Below are 18529 nucleotides of genomic sequence, written 5' to 3' on the forward strand. Positions count from 1 at the left end.
CCCCCCGGGCTCCATGGGCGTCGACAAATACTGGTCCCCCGTCAACCGCGTCGACAACGCATACGGCGACAGAAACCTAATCTGCACATGCCCGCCAATGGACGCGTATGAGGAAGCCGCCGAGTAAATCGGGAACACAAGAATAGTCCGCCCCAAGCAAGGGGCGGACCCCAGAAATCGACATTGCCCTAATGGGCAACGTCCACATCACTCAGGCGGAGGAACAATGAAACACTACGTCCTCAAGAACGGCCGGGCACGCTGGACCTGCGCGGCCTCACCGTCACCTGAAAGAAAACACTACATCGATGTCATTCTTGCTGGCGCAGACACCGAGGCGTCCGCACAAATTGTCATCGAATTCTTCGACGCCCTGAACAGGCTGGTCGAAAACCATTCTTACATTGTCAATGTCCGTCGATTGGCCGACGAACCGGCCGGAGGGCCGTTGTATTGGTCAAGTCGAACAGCCCTGTTTTGGGGGGATATCAACAAGAACTGGTTGCTGGGTGATTCCGAAAAAGCCTGGATATCTCAGGTCGTGAATCTGGCATCGCGCGCCATTCTTGTGGGCGGAGCGGTTTTGCTGCTGGGCCAAATCGGGCGAGCGGAAAGAGCCGTCGCGGCGGTGCATCCCAACTTTATGGCCGCAGCGCAGGAAGCCGGGCTGATCGACGATGGCAGCGGCATCCACATGTCATTCGACAGTCGATTGCACAGCGCCTCGACCCGGCTAAGCGCGCTTCGCCTTTTGTCCGACTTTGTATCTGTTGATCACGGCGAGCATCTGGCTGACACACTACGCAGCTATATTGGCCTGTCTGAGCCAAAACGAACCGCCAAAAGCCATCTTGCCATCCACCTGATCCAACGCTCCGAAGCCGACCCACAAGTCCGCAAAACCGTCGAAACGATGCTTGAAAACCTGGAAGATCCCCTGCGGATTTCCGATCTGGCGCAAACATTGGGAACGTCCACGCGCCAATTGCAACGCAGGTTTCTCAATAAGACCGGCACAAAACTGCTGGCCACTTACAGAGCGCTGCGTCTTGAACGTGCCGACATCCTGCTTCGCACGACAGATCTTTCCCAGCGCGAAATCTCGGCGGCCACCGGGTTTTCATCTGCGGTTGCATTGGGTCGTGCATTTCGTTCCCATTACAGGACGACGCCCGACGACATTCGCAATCAGCGTTTTGCCGGGCAACTTTCAGCCGTAAACACCGCCGTCTAGGCCGCGGCCCAAGTGCTTTGATTTTGATTTCGGTCCGGATGATCGGACTGAAAACGGTGCCGTTGGCTCGTCCGACGGCCAGGCTTCTATTTTGTCACCCGCCTTCCATTGAGCCGCCAAAACCGGGTGTTGTGAAGCTGCCAACGGGCGGGGGCTTGCCACGTGCGCTCCAACCAGCAAAACTTTGATGACAGAGTGTCATCTTAGTATTAGTTTGCGATTATTAAATTCAAATGTTTGATTGATTGCCCGCTCTGCTAACCCCCAAGCGCGAGTATACTATGTCGAAATTCAAGTTCCCGACTGCCTTTACAATCCTGTTTGTCCTGATCGCCATTGTAGCCGTACTGACCTGGGTCATCCCGGCTGGTGAGTATGAGCGGCAGATGAACGAAGCGCTTGGCGGCGAAGCCCCCGTACCCGGCACTTATCACGAGGTCGAGCCAAACCCGCAGGGGATTACGTCCGTCATCCTTGCCCCGATTGCCGGGATGTACGACCCGGGACTTCTGGGAAGTTCGTCCAGCGCCGCGATCGACGTGGCGTTTTTTGTTCTGATCATCGGCGGGTTCCTGATGGTGGTTACGAAAACCGGCGCGATTGATGCGGGGATCGGGTGGTTGTTGCACAGGCTGGCCGGGCGGGAAATCCTGATGATTCCCATTCTGATGATCGCCTTTGCCTTTGGCGGAACCAGCTATGGCATGGCCGAGGAGTCGCTGGCGTTCTACGCGCTGATCATTCCGGTCTTCATACGGGCTGGATATGACTCTCTGACCGGCGTCGCCGTCATCATGCTGGGCGCGGGGATCGGAACGTTGGGTTCGACCTTCAATGCATTTGCGACGGTCGTTGCATCTCAGGGAGCCGGAATTCCCTTCACCAACGGAATCGTCCTGCGGTTCATCATTCTCGCCTTGTGTCTGGCCGCGGGTATCGCCTTTGTCATGCGATATGCACGACGCGTGAAGGCCGATCCATCCGCGTCTGTGGTCGCGGATCAGGCCGAAGAAAACAGGACGCATTTCCTGAAAGGATCGGACAGCGACGACGCGTTCCCCGAGTTGACCCGAACGCGGTCGATCATCCTGATCCTGTTCGGCCTGACATTTGCCGTGATGATCTATGGCGTAGTCGCGCTGGATTGGTGGATGGCCAGAATGTCGGGCCTGTTTCTTGTCATGTCGATCATCGTCTGGTGGGTCGGGAAACTGGATGAAACGTCCCGGATGGACGAGGCGACCTTTGTCGAAACCTTTGTCGATGGCGCGCGCGACCTGTTGGGAGTCGCACTGATCATCGGTGTGGCGCGCGGCGTGGTTGTCATCATGGATGCGGGCAAGATCACCGACACGATTCTTGCAGGAGCCGAGGGCTTTGTGTCTGGCCTCAGCGAGTTTGCCTTTATCAACGCCATGTTCGGCATCCAGATTCTGATGTCCTTCCTGGTGCCGTCCTCATCGGGTCTGGCGACACTGTCGATGCCGATCATGGCACCGCTGGCGGATTTTGCCGGCGTCGGACGCGATCTGGTGGTGACTGCGTATCAGTCCGCAAATGGGTGGGTGAACCTGTTTAATCCGACCTTTGCGGTGGTCATGGGCGGGTTAGCCATTGGTCGGGTGTCCTATGACCGGTGGCTGCGGTTTGTCTTCCCGCTGTTGGTCATCCTTGCGGTCATTATCTGCGCCGCGCTCACGGTCGGAGCCATCACGGATCCGGGGATCGACGGCCCTGCAGCCGAGACTTCAGACACGACGTCGAACTGAGCCTTCGAAATGGCTGATCGATCCGCTTCAGAAACAACGGGTGCCCTAGGGCTGACAGCCTGTATCGCTTTGGTCGTGGGAAACATGATTGGGTCGGGGGTGTTTCTGTTGCCCGCCTCGCTGGCGCCGTTCGGCCCCATCGCGATAGGCGGATGGATCCTGACATCCGCCGGCGCTCTGGTTCTGGCGATCATCTTCGGACGGTTGTCACGGGTCGTCTCAAAACCCGGTGGCCCTTACGCTTACTCACAAGAGGCGTTCGGTGATTTCGCCGGGTTTATCATTGCCTGGGGGTATTGGATTGCCCTGTGGACTGGGAACGCCGCTGTTGCCGTGGCCTTGGTGGGGTATCTGGGTTTCCTGTTCCCGGTCATTATCGAAGTCCCCATGTACGGCCTTGCGACCGCTCTGGTCGCGATCTGGTCGCTGACGCTGATCAATATTCGCGGTGTGGAAGGGGCCGGTTTGGTTCAGATCGTCACCACCGTGCTCAAACTCGCACCGCTGATTTTGATCGGAACGTTGGGTATCTTCTGGATCAACACGGAAAACTACGTTCCAGTCAACCAAAGCGGCACAACGGCTTTCACGGCGATTTCGGCTGCGGCGGCCCTGACCCTCTGGGCATATCTGGGCCTTGAATCCGCAACGGTTCCGTCCGGCGATGTCATTGAGCCGGAAAAGACCATCCCACGCGCCACCGTGATCGGCGTGATTATCGCCGCAAGCGTCTATATCTCGGTGACTGCCGTTTCGATGGGCGTCATTCCGGCTGAACTTCTTGCTGTATCCGCCGCACCGCTTGCCGCCGTCGGCGACGTCATGTTCGGTCCCATCGGCGGTATCCTCGTGGCCGTGGGGGCTGTGATCTCGACATTCGGCACGCTGAACGGATTTACCTTGCTCAGCGGCCAAGTCCCCTATGGGGCAGCATTGGATCGCGTGTTCCCGGCGGCCCTGGCGCGGAAATCCAAGTTTGGAACACCGGCAAACGCGCTGATCTTGTCGAACGCGCTGGCCTCAGGGCTGATCATCATGAACTACGCCCAAGGCCTGGTCGCTGCGTTCAACTTCGTCATTCTGCTCGCCGTTGTCGCCAGCCTTCTGCCCTATGCCATCTGTTCCGTGGCCGAAATCATGATCCGGTTGAAAGGCGGGCAAGTCCTGCATGGCCCGGAATTGGCCAAGGTCGTCGTGCTGGGCGCACTTGGGTTCATCTATTCCGTCTGGGCTTTCATCGGCTCGGGCGCCGAAACCGTTTTGGTCGGCTCGGTCCTGCTGCTGGCAGGCGTACCGATCCATGTCTGGGTCCGCTGGAATCAGGCCAATGACGTTGAAGACATTAAGAAAACGGATAGTTCGAAAGGAGAGTTGCAATGAAGCTCGGCGTTCATTCCGAGATCGGAAAGCTCAACAAGGTGATCGTCTCGCGCCCGTCGCTGGCGCATGATCGCCTGACACCGCGAAACTGCGAAGAGCTTCTGTTCGATGACGTGATCTGGGTCGAACAGGCCCGCAAGGATCACGCCGAATTCTGCTCGCTCATGCGCGAACGCGGGGTTGAGGTTTATGACATTCAGGATTTGCTGGCCGACGCGATTGCCACGGATCCGGCGGCCCGGACCTTCCTACTGGATCGCCTGATCACGCCGAACATGGTCGGGCTTGGATTTTCCGTCGAAATGCGCGCATGGCTGGATGAGATGGATGCCAAGCTGCTCGCCCGCCACATGCTGGGTGGCATCATCTTCGCGGACCTGCCCAAGGGCATGATTGATGAGCAGTTTGGCGATCTGGTGTCGCTGGGCGATTTCATCCTTCCGGCCATCCCGAATGCTCAATTCCAGCGTGACCCCTCCTGCTGGATATTCAACGGCGTGACGACGAACCCGATGTACTGGCCCGCGCGCAAGCCGGAAACCCTGATCATGCGCACGGTCTATCGGCATCATAAGATGTTCAAGGACGCCGAGTTCGAGTTCTGGTGGGGCGACAGTGACGACGATTTCGGCCTCGCCTCGGTCGAGGGCGGGGACGTCCAGCCAGTAGGTAACGGCACGGTCTTCATAGGTATGGGCGAACGCACCACGCGGCAGGCGGTTGCGCAGGTTGCTGAAGCGCTGTTCAGGAAAGGCGGTGCCGAACGGGTTGTCGCCTGTGCGATGCCAAAAAGCCGCGCGGCCATGCATCTGGACACGGTCTTCACCTGCCTCGACCACGACAAAGTCACTGCGTTCTCGGAAGTCGCAGACCAGATCACCTGTATCTCGATCCGCCCCGGTGATCGTGGAGATTTGGATATCCATGTGGAAAAAGGGCACCTGTTCGACGTCTACAAAGAAGCACTTGGACTGAACTCACTCGAAGTCATCTCGACCGGTGGCAACGAGTTCCAGGCCGAGCGAGAACAATGGGATGATGGGAATAACGTCGTCGCCCTCTCGCCCGGTGTGGTCGTTGGCTACGCACGCAACACGTTTACGAACGGCAAGATGCGCGCCGCAGGCGTCGAGGTGATCGAAATCTCGGGCCAGGAACTTGGGCGCGGTCGCGGTGGTGGTCACTGCATGACCTGCCCGATCGACCGCGACCCCGCCTATTGAATTTACCATGGGCGCACCCCCCTGCGCCTTCCGATTTTTGTTAGGGAGAGACAAAATGGCATTCAATCTCAAAGGCCGCAGCTATCTGAAAATCGCCGATTTCAGCCAGCGCGAAATGTTGTACCTGCTGGATCTGGCCCGCGACCTGAAACGCGCGAAGTATGCCCGCGCCGAGCAACCGTCGCTGACTGGCAAGAACATCTGCCTGATCTTTGAAAAGACTTCCACGCGCACCCGCTGTGCGTTTGAAGTTGCTGCATACGATCAGGGTGCGAATATCACCTATCTCGATCCGTCGGGTTCACAGATCGGGCACAAGGAATCCATGAAAGATACGGCCCGCGTATTAGGTCGCATGTTTGACGGGATCGAATTTCGTGGTGCCGGTCAGGACATGGTGGAAACCCTGTCCGAATACGCGGGCGTCCCGGTCTATAATGGCCTGACGGATGACTGGCACCCGACCCAGATGCTCGCCGATATGCAAACCATGATCGAGCATGCCGGCAAACCCCGCAAGGACATCGTCTATGCCTACTCGGGCGATTGCCGGTCGAACATGGGCAACTCTCTGTTGATGTTGGGCGCAATCATGGGCTGCGATGTGCGGATGATTTCGCCGAAAGATACCCAGCCCCATGACGATGTGCGCGAATTGGCGATGCAGCGGGCTGAAAAGACCGGCGCACGTGTGACCATCACGGACGATACCGCGGCCGTTGAGGGCGCGGACTTTATTCATACAGACGTCTGGGTTTCGATGGGTGAACCAAAAGAGGTTTGGGCCGAGCGTATCAAGTTGCTGAGCCCCTATCAGGTCAACATGGATTTGATGAAAAAAACCGGCAATCCAGCCGTCAAGTTCATGCATTGCCTGCCCGCCTTCCACAATCTGGAAACCAAGGTCGGTCAGGACATTCACGAACAGTTCGGCATCACCGAGATGGAAGTGACCGAGGAAGTATTCGAAAGCGATATGAACATCGCGTTCGAGCAGGCCGAAAACCGGATGCACACCATCAAGGCGATCCTCGTCGCCACACTGGGGTCCTGAACCATGGGACGCGTTGTTGTAGCACTCGGCGGCAACGCGCTTCTCAAACGGGGTGAGGAAATGACGGCGGACAATCAACGCAAGAATGCAAAGATTGCCGCCCAAGCCCTCGCCCCGCTCTGCGAAGCGCACGAAACCGTCATCACTCATGGCAATGGTCCGCAGGTCGGGATGCTGGCCCTGCAAGAGATTATGTATACGGATGTCGAGGAGTACCCGCTGGACGTTTTGGTCGGTGAAACGATGGGCATGATCGGCTACATGATCGAGCAGGAGCTTGGGAACATCCTTCCCTTCGAGCATCACATCGCCACCCTGTTGACCATGATCGAGGTCGACCCGAGCGACCCGGCGTTTGACAACCCGACCAAGTTCATCGGTCAGGTCTATTCCGAAGCGGACGCAAAGAAAGAGGCGGCTGACAAGGGCTGGACAGTGAAACCGGATGGCGAGTACTGGCGACGCGTGGTGCCCTCGCCCCGCCCGAAACGTATCTTTCAGGTCGAACCGATCCGTTGGATTCTGGAAAAAGGCGCCACAGTGATCGCCGCTGGCGGAGGTGGCATCCCGACGATGTACGAGTCAGGCGCCGAACGGAAACTGGTGGGGGTCGAAGCCGTAATCGACAAGGACTTCGCCTCGTGCCTGCTGGCGCAGAACCTTGGCGCGGATTTCTTTGTCATCGCCACGGATACTGAGGCCGTGTTTCTGAATTGGGGAACGCCTGATCAAAAGGGTATTCGGTCGATCACGCCTGATGCGTTGGACGCGTATGACTTCCCGGCCGGATCAATGGGTCCCAAGGTGCAGGCCGCGCAGGACTTTGTGCGATCCTCCGGTGGCCGCGCGATCATCTGCGCGCTCGCAGATGTTCCGGCCGCCGTTCGTGGCGAAAAAGGCACCACAGTTTCGCTGGAGGCCGGTGCGACGCAGTATCACGTGGCGGATTAAATACGTATCGGTTCCTGAAAGCGGCCATCGTTGCCCTGAGCAGCTAATGGCCGCCCCGACAGCACGGCGCGCCGCGTAAAGCTTACTTCCGGTCACATCGGCAACGCACCCTGAGGTTCCGGCGTGTTTGCAAGTTCGAACGCCCCGACACTGGCTCCGATGCCTTTCAGGTCAAACGGGCCTGCCGGAACCATATCGCTCTGTACCTGCCAGGCGGTCGCGCTGGAGACAAGCACCTGACCGTCCTTCGCGATTTCGCACAGACGCGCCGCCAGATTTGGCGCAGGCCCAATGGCCGAATAATCCTGACGCCCTTCAAACCCGATCCGTCCCAGGGTTGCCGCGCCCGTGGCGACCCCGATTCCAAGACCCAGGCCGTGCTCTGCAGAACCTGCCTTGAATAGGGACATTGCCTGCCGGACGTCCACCTGCATTTTTTGAGCCAAATCGACGGCCCGCTGCGCTGCGTCATCCAATGGCACCGGTGCACCGAACAAAACCATCAGACCATCCCCGAGAAACCGCTCCAATGTCCCACCACACGCCTCGACAAGCGGCCCGCAGGTGCCGTGAAAAGAGTTCAGCGCCGCGACGACCTGATCGGGGTTGGCCGCCGCCGCAAAGGCGGTAAACCCACGCAGATCCGCAAACAGAACCGTGATATCCGCCTTGCGAGTCCTCAGGACGTCAGCCTCATCGGTTGCGCCGACAATCATTGCCGCCACCTGTGGCGGAAGGAAACGTTTCAGGCGGTTGGTGCGCTCGATCTCTTCAATCTGTTTGGCCACGCGGGTTTCCAATGCCGCGTTCCAATCAGACAGTTGTGCCTTCTGCAGCTCGACCTGCTCATAAAGCGCACCGAGTTTTTCGCTGGTTTGGTTCACATGACTGGCCAGTTCCCCAAGTTCATCCCGGTTGGGCACAGTGATTCTGGTGTCGAACGTTCCGCGAGATAACTTGCTGAGCGCCGCATGGATACGTTCAATAGGCCACAGTAGTGCGGTTGAAATCGAGTAGCCCAGCAACAGGGCAACCCCGATCGCCACAAATGCTGCGGCAATGATGTTCTGGCGCGAGGTCAGATAAGCCTGCGTTGTTGTTGTTGCGAGGTCGCGCATTTCTTTTTCGATACCTTGCGCGATTGTATAGGCTTCACGTTGCATCGCCTGTAGCGGTTCAAATACCTGGATACCGTAATTCGCGGCCGCCGCCAGTTCACCCGCCCCGCTCAGTCGGCGTAATTCCAAAAGCGCAGGCTCAAGGGCCCGAAGATCAGACCGAAGCCTTGCTATCGCCTTCTCGTCTGGCATACCGGGCTGCCCAAACTTGCGGGCTCCGATGGCCAGGTTGCGCTCCAGTTCCGTCGCAACGTGAAAGATCGACGCCGTTGGTGTTCCGAAAAATCCGCCGCGCTGAGCTAAGTCCAACGAGTTTTGCGGAACGAAAAGCGCCAGAACGTGCCCGTTCAGGTTGGAAATCGTCCCATAAGTGTCGCTAAAGAATGCAATGCGCTCCTGATCGCGCGCCATTACCTCGGTTCTCTGGTTTGCCTGGTGCAGGGCGAAAAGACCAAAAAGCGCCAGACCAACAAGCAGGCAGGTTATTCCCAGAAAGGCGGCAAGCAACTTGACCCGAACCGAAAGAGCGATCCTGGCGACGCTGAGCGCAACAATGGGTGGCCTCTCAAGGCCAATGCTGCGGTCGTGTGTCATGTTCGCAACCCCGCCGAAATGTGCGGTAGTACGGGATTAAGTATACACAAATTCGCATGAAATTGCCAGAAACCGACGCAATTTCATGGCTCGGCAGGCACATATGCAACCCCCGATTGAGGCTTTTGTTTAGACTATTTCTCGGAAGAGTCGCTTTCAGCGTAATCCCGCAATGTTTCGATGTCCGCGATTTCCGCGTGGTTGCGGTTGATTTTCACGCCCACGGCCTTGAGACGGGAAAACGCCCGGCTCAGGCTTTCGGGCTTCATGCCCAGACGCCCGGCAATCAGCATCTTGTCATATGGCAGGTCAACTTCGCATCCGCCAGTTTCTTTATCAGACAGGTTCAGCAGGAACTCGGCCACCCTTTGCGCGCCGGTTTGGGCTTTCAGCTGCTCAAGCTGGGAAACCAGCGAATGCAGATGGGTAAACGTGGACGCCAGGATCGACACGCCGATCTCGGGGTCTTCGCGCATCAATGACAGCAAAATCGGGCTGGGAATATGCATCACTTCGCAGGCCGACACCGCCTCGGCGGAAACAGGGTATGGCACGTTTCGCAGCGCAACCGCCTCGCCGAAACTCTCACCGCGGGTAAAGACGCTGACCACGGCCTCGGCCCCGGTGGGTGCCATGCGAAACAGCTTGACCCAACCGGCCAGAACAACGTGAACCGCCTTGGCTTCTTCCTCTTGAAGAAAGATCGTCTCACCCCGATCATAGCGCCGCCAAATCGCGTGGCTGAGCAGTTTGTCGATATGGTGTTCCGGTAAGCTTTTCAGCAACAGCGACTGTCTGGCGATTGCTTTTTGTGCTTCATGCGCCACGAAGCGTCCCCTTTTTCCCTGGCCGATAGTCCAGCCGGTACATTTGTCACTTTATGCCTATGCCAAACATGATTCCGCTGCACCAGTCTTTTCATGCGCCTCAACTTGACAATTGTCATGTCCCGGACGGGCTCACAGACCTAATCTCGGCCCAAAGCCAGTATTCCCGGGAGTGTTCGAGATGGACTACGAGCGATTTTTCACCCAGAGCCTTGATGATCTGCGGGACGAAGGAAACTATCGCGTTTTCATAGATCTGCAACGGCGCTGCGGAGCGTTCCCGAACGCACGCCAGACCGACGGCGCGCTGCAGCGCGATGTGCGGATCTGGTGTTCCAATGACTATCTGGGCATGGGCCAGCATCCGGACGTGATCGGTGCCATGCATGACGCGTTGGACCGCTGCGGCGCGGGTGCGGGGGGCACGCGCAACATCTCGGGCACGACCCATGATCACGTTTTGCTGGAAAACGAGCTGGCCGATCTGCATGGGAAAGAAGCCGCACTGCTGTTTACCTCGGGTTATGTGTCGAACTGGGCCGCGTTGGGTACGCTGGCATCGAAGATTCCCGGTTTGATCGTTTTCTCTGACGCACTGAACCATGCCTCGATGATCGAAGGCATCCGCCACTCACGGGCTCAGAAGGTCATCTGGAAACACAACGACCTAGAGGACCTCGAGACTAAACTGGCCGCTGCCGATTCCGACGCGCCCAAGATGATCGCGTTTGAATCTGTCTATTCCATGGACGGCGACATCGCTCCAATCAAAGAGATCTGTGATCTGGCCGACAAGTACGGTGCGATGACCTATCTGGACGAGGTCCATGCCGTCGGCCTTTATGGCCCGCGCGGCGGCGGTATCGCCGAACGCGAAGGCCTGATGGACCGGCTCACTGTCATCGAAGGCACGCTGGGCAAGGCATTTGGCGTGGTTGGCGGGTACATCGCCGCCTCAGCCGCGCTGTGCGATTTTGTACGCAGCTTTGCCAGCGGGTTCATCTTTACCACCGCTCTGCCACCCGCGATTGCGGCGGGCGCTGCGGCGTCGATCCGACACCTGAAACAGTCCAACGCCGAACGGGACATGCAAAAAGCCCGCGTGGAGCAGGTTCGCGCCAGATTGGACGCCGAAGGCATTCCGCACCTGCCCAACCCCAGCCACATCATTCCCGTAATGGTGGGCGATCCGGTCAAATGCAAATTCATCTCGGACACGCTGCTGGAAGAGTTCGGCATTTACATCCAGCCGATCAACTACCCCACTGTGCCGAAAGGCACCGAGCGTTTGCGGATCACCCCCTCGCCCGTTCATACCGACGAAGATATCGACCATCTGGTCGGCGCGTTGTCGGCCCTGTGGCAGCGGTGCCAGATCGCCCGGATGCCGATCGCCGCACAGTAACCAAAGCGCCCCTCGCTTGAAAAACTGCCGCCTCACTGAGGCGGCCTTTTTCTTTGGTCAGATCAGATAGAGGGCGAAGATCACCACCGAAAACCCGGTCAGCACCATGGTAAAGCCGCACAGCCATGCGGGGCTTTCGGCAAGGTCGAGATAACGCGCAAGGATCACCCGGGCCTTGATTAGCGCAAGGATCAGAATACCCGCGCCAACAAGCTCCGGAGGTGCGGACAGCAAGGTCAGCAAAGCGGTTGCCAGACTCAGCGCCAACAGGCTCAACCAGGTGCTGGTCAGTGCGTTCGGGAACCTTCGGTTAGAGTATTTGGGAAAAGGTGAAGCGGTGGGCATGGCCATCATCCCAGCAGGTAGATCACAGGGAACAGCATGATCCAGACCAGATCGACCATGTGCCAGAATTGAGCGCCCGCCTCAATGTTTCGAGGGTCGTCCCGCCAGGACACCAACAACAGAATGCCGACACCTGCCAACACATGCGCGGCATGAAAGCCGGTCAGCAGGTAGTAGAACAGGAAAAACGGATGGGTCTCGAAGGTGATCCCTTGCGCGGCTTTGCCCGCATATTCTGCACCTTTGATGATCAGGAATACGACCCCCAGCAGGGCCGCGCCAATCAGTGCCAGCCGCGCCACGCCACGCCGCGCCGCCCTGCGCCAGTGCAGGGCCTGCGCGGCAAGGTAACCCGAGGTGACCAGCACCGCTGTATTGAACGCCGCGCCCGTTCGGTAGAGGTGCGATTGCGCTTCGGCAAAGCCAACCGGGTCGGTCAGGCGAACTGCCATGAAAGCGATCAGGCCGACCCCAAAGACCAGCAGCTCTGAAATGATCAGCACCCACATCAGCAACTCGCCGGGCAGTTCGTCGATAAGGGACGCGTCGCTCATGCCCCGACCAGTTGGCGGTAGATTTGCGGCAGCGCCATGGTCAGGCGGTGCGGGTCAGGAATGACGGCAAAGCCACCCTGACCAAACATGCGCGGGAACCAGCTTTTGCCGGTCTTGTCGATGGTGACGCCAAACACCGACTGCCCGGCCCGACGAGCCTCGCGAACCGCCATGCAGGTATCTTCGATACCGTGACGGCCCTCATAGTGGTCCAGATCGTTCGGTTTGCCATCGGTGATGACCAGCAGCAGGCGACGTTTGCGAGATTGCGCTGCGAGATCGGCCGAGCAATGGCGGATCGCTGCGCCCAGGCGGGTATAATGCCCCGGCCGCAACGAGGCGATACGCTGTTCGACCGTTCCGCCCATCGGCTCATCGAACCGTTTGCAGCGCTGAACATAGACACGCTGGCGTTTCAGCGAACTGAAGGCGTGGATCGCGAAGTCGTCCCCGCAGGCATTCAGACCCCAGGCGAGTGCGGCCAGCGCTTCGCGTTCGATGTCGATCACGGCGCGGCCCGTGACAGCGCTTTCGGTCGAACGGCTGACGTCGAGCAGGATTGAAACCGCAAGGTCGCGCGCTTCGGGACGCGATTGCAGCCAGACGCGTTCGGTGCCTTCGCCATTGGCGCACCGATCGGCCTGAGAACGCACGGCCGCTTCGATATCCAACTGGTCGCCGTCCAGATGGCCGCGGGTCATGACCCGACCGGGGCGCAGCGCCTCGAACTGGCGTTTCACGGCACGAATGCGACGGGCGGTGGCGGCGTCTTTGCCAAACTCGGCGGCGTCTTCGCGAATATCCGCGTCTGACAACAGAACGTTGACGTGATCGGGCAGGTACTTACCGGTGCGCACGTCCCATTCGGGGTACAGGATTCGACCTGAAAGGCGTTCGCGGTTCACGTCCTCGGGTGCGAGGTCCAGATGCAGCTTCAACCGGGTCGGGGGTGCCTTGGAGATTTGTCCAAGCCCGATCTCTTCCTGATCGTCGGCAGCCTTCTTGGCGTTGTCCGGATCATCGTCATCGATACGACGGTTGATGTTCAGGAACTCTGCCCAGCTGAGGATCGCCTCAAACTTGTGCAATATGAAACTGTCGCTGCGCGACGCCTGATCCGATTTGCGGCGACGGGCGCGGTGGGTTTTCTCGCCCGATTCCTCGGGTGGACCTTCGGTGTCGGGGTTTTCGACCTCGTTATGTTCGGAAAAGCCAACGGCGCGCAACTCCGGCCACAGGGGGATCGGGCGAAAACGTTGATACCCGCGCGGGGCGATCAGTTCATCGTCCAGCGCCAACAGGTCTTCGGCTTGCGGTGACAGCGGTGCAGAATCGCCCAGCATGTGGCGGGCCAGTTCCTCGACCGCAGCCTCGATGGGCGGCAGATCGGGCACGTCGCGCTGATGCAGCACCCCTTTGCAAAGCTCTGTGTAGAGCGGTCGCAAACCCGGTGCGTCTTCCAATGTCGACTCGACCATGTCCTGCGCGGCGGTCAGGGCGCGCAGGTCAGCGCGCAGCGGGTCATCTTCGTCAATTCGTGTGCCGGCATGGGCCGCAGCAGCGGCAAGCCAGACATAGAGCGCGCCGTTTGCCTCACGTGCGGGAAACACAGCCAGCCGATCCGGCAGGCGCAAAACCTCGCCGTCGAACGACGCACGCGGCATTAGTTCTACCTCGGTCGCCAAACGACGACGCCAACCTAGTCGGTGGCGCGAAACCTCGGGTGAGACCGGGCGCAATTCAACGCCCGGACTACCCCCAAGCCCTCGAAAGAGGACTGCCAGCCGCCCCGCGACCTCAGAGAGGTCGACCGCGGCTCCAACATGCACCTCAGGTGCATCGAGGCGGCTGGCAAGGGTGTGCCACAGTTTCCCGATCGTTTCTTCGGGTTCCCATGGCTCAAAATCGATCTTGACCATCGGCCGGCCTCACCCAAAGACAGCCGTGACAAGATCGAGGAGCCCGCGTTTGATATCCTCGTCATCAGTCAGAGGTTCGATCATTGCGGCAAGGATGGCGCGGTCGGTCGACATGCCCTGTGCGATCAGCGTCGCGGCATAGACAACCAGACGGGTGGAAACGCCTTCCTCTAGATCCTGACCCTTGAGCCCGCGCAGCTTGCCCGCAAGGCGCACCAGCGGTTTGCAGCGTTCCAGCGGCAGACCGCTTTCCTGCGAGACGACTTCGGCCTCCATCTCGGGCGATGGGAAGTCGAATTCCAGCGAGATGAAACGCTGTCGGGTCGAGGGTTTCAGGGTTTTCAGAATGTTCTGGTAACCGGGGTTGTAAGAGGCCACCAGCATGAAACCGGGTGCGGCCTCAAGCTCTTCGCCGGTGCGGTCGATGGGCAGGATGCGCCGGTCGTCGGTCAGCGGGTGCAACACGACGGTCACGTCCTTGCGGGCTTCGACCACCTCATCAAGGTAGCAGATCGCGCCTTCGCGCACTGCGCGGGTCAGGGGGCCATCGACCCAGACGGTTTCGCCGCCTTTCAGCAGGTAGCGCCCGATCAGGTCAGCGGCGGCCAGGTCGTCGTGGCAGGCCACGGTGTAAAGCGGGCGGCCAAGGCTGGCGGCCATATGGGCCACAAAGCGGGTCTTGCCGCATCCGGTCGGTCCTTTCAGCAGGACCGGAAGGTTGTTGGTATAGGCGGCGGCGAACACATCGCATTCGTCGCCCTGGGGCAGGTAGAAGGGGGCGTCAGCCGCCCCCGTTCCCATTTGTATGGAGCCGTCCATATCCATTACTCCGCAGGTGTTTCAGCTACGCCGGGTTCAATGATCTCTTTCCGGGGAACCCAGATCGAGTAGATGAACAGCAGCGCACCAAGGACCACGACCAGACCAGAACCAAGACGCATCCAGTAGAAGATCGCGATCTGATCCTGCACATCCATGAAGTAGTCACCGACCACCCGCTGCATGTGAGTCTGAACAGTACCGGCAAAGGTCAGCACGAAGGTCATGAAGACCATGCCGCTGGTCATCAGCCAGAAGGACGCCATGTTGAGTACCTGATTGTAGGGATCACGGTTCTTAAGGATCGGCATGGCATAGCTGAAGATCGCCAGGTTGAGGCAGACATAGGCACCGTAGAAGGCCAGGTGTCCGTGAGCCGCAGTGATCTGAGTGCCGTGAGTGTAGTAGTTCACCCCGTGCAACGTGTGCAGGAAGCCCCAGACACCGGCACCGAAAAACGCCAGCGTGGCACAGCCCAGCGACCACAGCAGCGCGGCCTTGTTGGGGTGGTCACGACGGCCCTTCCAGACCATGACAAAGGCAAAGGCCATCATCGCGAAGAACGGGATCACCTCGAGGCTCGAGAAGATCGAACCGATCCACTGCCAGTACGCAGGCGTACCGATCCAGTAATAGTGGTGGCCGGTGCCGAGAATGCCCGAGAACAGGGCGGCGGCAACGATGACATAGAGCCATTTCTCGACGATCTCACGGTCAACGCCGGTCAGCTTAAGCATCAGATAGGCCAGAATCGAGGCCATGATCAGTTCCCACACACCTTCGACCCACAGGTGTACAACGTACCACCAGTATTGTTTGTCCAGGGACAGGTTGCCCGGGTTGTAGAAGGCAAACAGGAACAGCAGCGCCAGACCCCAGAGGCCCAGAAGCAGGATGTTCGAAATTGCGGTCTTCTTGCCCTTCAGCACCGTCATCGAGATGTTGTAGAGGAAGATCAGCGCGGCAACGACGATGCCCGCCTTGACCCATTTGGGCTGTTCAAGGAACTCGCGCCCTTCTTTGCCCAGCAGCCAGTTGCCTTCGAACAGGTTGAAGACATAGGTCACGACCACGCCCAGTGTACCGACCACAAGGATGATCAGCTGCAGATAGGCCAGTTTGGTCGAATGGATTTCCCGCTCGGTCTCTTCCGGGATCAGGAAATAGGCCGCGCCGAAGAAGCCCAGGATCAACCAGACGATCAGCGAGTTAGTGTGCAGCATCCGCACAATGTTGAACGGCAGAAGCTCGCTCAGGAAGTTGGGGGATACATAGATCAGACCAGCCAGCAGGCCGCCGATCACCTGTATCGCGAACAGGCCCATGGCTACCGCGAAGTAGGCGTAGGCAATTTTTTGGGATTCGTACTTCATTTCTCCGTTCCCTTCTCAGCCCGCATCATTCGGGGGCCAGTCCTGAGCGTCGATATTGTCCGTCCAGATCAGGAAGTTCGCCAGATCACGGATCTCTTCGTCGCTGAGGTTGAAATTGGGCATCTGCCGGCGTCCCTCGATGCCCGTAGGCTGAGACTCCATCCAACCTTTGAGAACCTCAAAGGCCTGATCAGGATCGTCCAGAACATCCCACCGGGTCATCACATTGGCGACCTCGGGGGCAAAATAGGCACCTTCACCCATTATCGAGTGACAGTTGATACAGGCGTGTTTTTCCCAGACGTGCTTGCCCCGAACCACACTATCATTGAGCTTCGCCGAATTCTCGGAGTTCACGATATACCAGTGGGAATGGGCCGACAGGGCCAGAAAGATAAGAATAAAGAACAGTGACCCGCCATAGAATATATTGCGGGCCATGCTCTTGGTCATGACTTCTCGCATCGCGCTCTCCTTTGCGCCGATTAGCTAGTGAAGCCAGAATGGCGACCGGGCCATAGGACCGCCTTAACGAAAGTCAAGACACGCGAAAGGAATTCAAATTCAGGCCGCACGATCCGCCCGGGGTTTCGTCAAAGCGGGCCACATGGCGAACAAATACAACGCAAATGCGGTGATCCACAGGCCGTCCGACAGCAGCATCGCAACCATATAGCCCGCATTCAGCTCTGCGCCGACCCAGCGGGACAGAGCGGCCACGGCCATCAGACCATAAGCCACGACCATCGGTCCGGGCGCGATCAGTGCGCGGCCGCTATGCCCCAGCGCGGCACGGCTCATGACCGCCAGGGTCATACCGCCAACGCAGCCGATGCCCAGTACATGCAGGGCCGCAACCTCGTCACCTACACCCAGCACCGCCAACCCCCAAAGGATCAGGCCCAGTGCCAGCATGCCCAACCCCAAATGCAACGCGAGCAGGATCGGTTGCCGCGCAGCCCATTTGGTCCTCCAGCGCGCCATGCGCAGGATTTGCACAGCCCCCAACACCAGCGCCAGAGCACCGGCTGCGGGTGCCGCCCCAAACACCAGAACGCCCAGCGGCAAAATCAGGGCCAGAATCATGCCCGCCTTGTCCAAGCGCGCGACGGAAACCGGCCAGTCAGCTTCGGGCGCACCGGCGCGTTTCATGGCGTTTCGGGTAAAGGCCGGCGTGATCCGCCCGCCCAGAATCGCGATCATGGCGCACAGGGTCATCAAACCTGCCCGCAGGCCGGTTTGCAGCGTATCATCCGTGATCCCCATCCATTCCAGATGGGTCAGCAGGTCCGCGATCCAGATAAAGCTGAGCAACAGCAGGAAAATCATGTTCTGCGGTTTCGGGCGGCGGATCAGTTGTGTGGCAATCTTGGCGGCCAAAATCGGCACGAATGCCAGATCGACAACCGCCACCAGAACCGGGGACAGCATGCCCGAGAACCACATCGCCATACGACCGGCCAGCCACAATCCGGCTGCCAGAGTTATAAACCGCGCGCGCGCGTCAGGCGCACCTGTCCAGTTCGGCACCGCCGTCAGAAAGAACCCGCCCAGCGCCGCGGTAGCATAGCCAAAGATCATCTCGTGCGCGTGCCACATCGGCGGGGTCATGCCGTAATCCGGTGCCATGTAGGGTACTGTCAGCCATAAGCCCCAGACCAGACCGACAAACAGCCCGTACAGCCCGGCGGACAGAAAGAATACTCGGAACCCCTCACCAAGAATACGGGTGATGACTGCGGGCATGACTGCTCTCCTTGGTCGTTTGCCCAAGCTCTAGCAGTCGGCCGATCCGCTTCACTTAACCAAAATCAAAACCCGCGCAAAACATGTTCCTAAAACACAGATTTTCCGATGGTTTTTTGACAGTTTTTTCGCACCAGACACCCGGATTGCACCCCCGGTGTTGACTTTCGTCAAGGATCACAATCCCGCGATGTTCCACCCTTGGACCCGCCTCACCA

Annotated in this window: 16 protein-coding genes; 7 read left to right on the forward strand and 9 right to left on the reverse strand. The window is 58.9% G+C overall.

Annotated features, from left to right (window positions below):
- Positions 1-226: 226 nt before the first annotated feature.
- The 6 genes from MHN28_RS14950 to arcC all read left to right on the forward strand — a co-directional run bounded on the left by MHN28_RS14950 (position 227) and on the right by arcC (position 7611).
- Entirely contained in the window at positions 227-1234 is a 1008-nt protein-coding gene (locus MHN28_RS14950; protein ID WP_239343097.1) for a helix-turn-helix domain-containing protein, read from the forward strand.
- 281 nt (positions 1235-1515) lie between these two features.
- Positions 1516-3003, forward strand: a complete 1488-nt coding sequence (locus tag MHN28_RS14955; protein WP_239343099.1) for a YfcC family protein — start codon at positions 1516-1518, stop codon at positions 3001-3003.
- 9 nt (positions 3004-3012) lie between these two features.
- Complete coding sequence (locus MHN28_RS14960; protein ID WP_239343101.1) at positions 3013-4383, forward strand: amino acid permease; 1371 nt, start codon at positions 3013-3015, stop codon at positions 4381-4383.
- Positions 4380-5606 carry an arginine deiminase gene (locus MHN28_RS14965; protein ID WP_239343103.1) on the forward strand — a complete coding sequence of 409 codons (1227 nt, stop codon included), beginning with the start codon at positions 4380-4382 and terminating at the stop codon, positions 5604-5606. Before MHN28_RS14960 ends, MHN28_RS14965 begins: the two co-directional genes overlap by 4 nt.
- Before the next feature lie 55 nt (positions 5607-5661).
- Positions 5662-6660 (forward strand): ornithine carbamoyltransferase, encoded by a 999-nt coding sequence (gene argF / locus MHN28_RS14970; RefSeq protein ID WP_239343105.1) that lies wholly within the window; start codon positions 5662-5664, stop codon positions 6658-6660.
- Positions 6661-6663: 3 nt separating this feature from the next.
- The gene (gene arcC / locus MHN28_RS14975) at positions 6664-7611 is read left to right on the forward strand and encodes a carbamate kinase (protein ID WP_239343107.1); all 948 of its coding nucleotides are present in this window, start codon (positions 6664-6666) and stop codon (positions 7609-7611) included.
- A 92-nt stretch (positions 7612-7703) separates the two neighbouring features.
- On the opposite strand, the gene MHN28_RS14980 is transcribed toward arcC, so the two are convergent.
- On the reverse strand, positions 7704-9323 hold the full coding sequence (locus MHN28_RS14980; protein WP_239343116.1) for an adenylate/guanylate cyclase domain-containing protein: 1620 nt from the start codon (positions 9321-9323) through the stop codon (positions 7704-7706).
- Positions 9324-9457: 134 nt separating this feature from the next.
- Positions 9458-10150: a Crp/Fnr family transcriptional regulator gene (locus MHN28_RS14985; RefSeq protein ID WP_239343138.1), complete on the reverse strand. Its 693-nt coding sequence runs from the start codon at positions 10148-10150 to the stop codon at positions 9458-9460.
- Positions 10151-10331: 181 nt separating this feature from the next.
- Between MHN28_RS14985 and hemA the strand changes: the two genes are divergently transcribed.
- Positions 10332-11555 carry a 5-aminolevulinate synthase gene (gene hemA, locus MHN28_RS14990; protein ID WP_239343140.1) on the forward strand — a complete coding sequence of 408 codons (1224 nt, stop codon included), beginning with the start codon at positions 10332-10334 and terminating at the stop codon, positions 11553-11555.
- A gap of 57 nt (positions 11556-11612) precedes the next feature.
- Here hemA and MHN28_RS14995 read toward each other — a convergent pair whose 3' ends face one another.
- The 7 genes from MHN28_RS14995 to MHN28_RS15025 form a co-directional block, all read right to left on the reverse strand.
- Complete coding sequence (locus MHN28_RS14995) at positions 11613-11900, reverse strand: cytochrome C oxidase subunit IV family protein (protein ID WP_239343142.1); 288 nt, start codon at positions 11898-11900, stop codon at positions 11613-11615.
- A gap of 5 nt (positions 11901-11905) precedes the next feature.
- Positions 11906-12454 carry a cytochrome c oxidase subunit 3 gene (locus MHN28_RS15000; protein ID WP_239343144.1) on the reverse strand — a complete coding sequence of 183 codons (549 nt, stop codon included), beginning with the start codon at positions 12452-12454 and terminating at the stop codon, positions 11906-11908.
- Entirely contained in the window at positions 12451-14373 is a 1923-nt protein-coding gene (locus MHN28_RS15005) for a nitric oxide reductase activation protein NorD (RefSeq protein WP_239343146.1), read from the reverse strand. Before MHN28_RS15005 ends, MHN28_RS15000 begins: the two co-directional genes overlap by 4 nt.
- 9 nt (positions 14374-14382) lie before the next feature.
- The gene (locus MHN28_RS15010; RefSeq protein ID WP_239343148.1) at positions 14383-15192 is read right to left on the reverse strand and encodes a CbbQ/NirQ/NorQ/GpvN family protein; all 810 of its coding nucleotides are present in this window, start codon (positions 15190-15192) and stop codon (positions 14383-14385) included.
- Positions 15193-15197: 5 nt separating this feature from the next.
- The gene (locus MHN28_RS15015) at positions 15198-16565 is read right to left on the reverse strand and encodes a cbb3-type cytochrome c oxidase subunit I (protein WP_239343150.1); all 1368 of its coding nucleotides are present in this window, start codon (positions 16563-16565) and stop codon (positions 15198-15200) included.
- Between the two features lie 15 nt (positions 16566-16580).
- The gene (locus MHN28_RS15020) at positions 16581-17030 is read right to left on the reverse strand and encodes a cytochrome c (protein ID WP_239343152.1); all 450 of its coding nucleotides are present in this window, start codon (positions 17028-17030) and stop codon (positions 16581-16583) included.
- 99 nt (positions 17031-17129) lie between these two features.
- On the reverse strand, positions 17130-18311 hold the full coding sequence (locus MHN28_RS15025; protein ID WP_239343154.1) for an NnrS family protein: 1182 nt from the start codon (positions 18309-18311) through the stop codon (positions 17130-17132).
- Between the last annotated feature and the right edge of the window lie 218 nt (positions 18312-18529).

The sequence above is a fragment of the Ruegeria sp. Ofav3-42 genome, from assembly GCF_022347725.1.
Lineage (GTDB): Bacteria > Pseudomonadota > Alphaproteobacteria > Rhodobacterales > Rhodobacteraceae > Ruegeria.

Bases quoted from the DNA above. Each gene is read 5' to 3' on its own strand.
- MHN28_RS15020 (WP_239343152.1), bottom strand. From the start codon at position 17,030: ATGCGAGAAGTCATGACCAAGAGCATGGCCCGCAATATATTCTATGGC.
- MHN28_RS14980 (WP_239343116.1), bottom strand. From the start codon at position 9,323: ATGACACACGACCGCAGCATTGGCCTTGAGAGGCCACCCATTGTTGCG.
- MHN28_RS14965 (WP_239343103.1), top strand. From the start codon at position 4,380: ATGAAGCTCGGCGTTCATTCCGAGATCGGAAAGCTCAACAAGGTGATC.
- MHN28_RS15015 (WP_239343150.1), bottom strand. From the start codon at position 16,565: ATGAAGTACGAATCCCAAAAAATTGCCTACGCCTACTTCGCGGTAGCC.
- argF (WP_239343105.1), top strand. From the start codon at position 5,662: ATGGCATTCAATCTCAAAGGCCGCAGCTATCTGAAAATCGCCGATTTC.
- MHN28_RS15010 (WP_239343148.1), bottom strand. From the start codon at position 15,192: ATGGACGGCTCCATACAAATGGGAACGGGGGCGGCTGACGCCCCCTTC.
- MHN28_RS15005 (WP_239343146.1), bottom strand. From the start codon at position 14,373: ATGGTCAAGATCGATTTTGAGCCATGGGAACCCGAAGAAACGATCGGG.
- MHN28_RS14960 (WP_239343101.1), top strand. From the start codon at position 3,013: ATGGCTGATCGATCCGCTTCAGAAACAACGGGTGCCCTAGGGCTGACA.
- MHN28_RS14955 (WP_239343099.1), top strand. From the start codon at position 1,516: ATGTCGAAATTCAAGTTCCCGACTGCCTTTACAATCCTGTTTGTCCTG.
- MHN28_RS15025 (WP_239343154.1), bottom strand. From the start codon at position 18,311: ATGCCCGCAGTCATCACCCGTATTCTTGGTGAGGGGTTCCGAGTATTC.
- MHN28_RS15000 (WP_239343144.1), bottom strand. From the start codon at position 12,454: ATGAGCGACGCGTCCCTTATCGACGAACTGCCCGGCGAGTTGCTGATG.
- arcC (WP_239343107.1), top strand. From the start codon at position 6,664: ATGGGACGCGTTGTTGTAGCACTCGGCGGCAACGCGCTTCTCAAACGG.
- MHN28_RS14995 (WP_239343142.1), bottom strand. From the start codon at position 11,900: ATGCCCACCGCTTCACCTTTTCCCAAATACTCTAACCGAAGGTTCCCG.
- hemA (WP_239343140.1), top strand. From the start codon at position 10,332: ATGGACTACGAGCGATTTTTCACCCAGAGCCTTGATGATCTGCGGGAC.
- MHN28_RS14950 (WP_239343097.1), top strand. From the start codon at position 227: ATGAAACACTACGTCCTCAAGAACGGCCGGGCACGCTGGACCTGCGCG.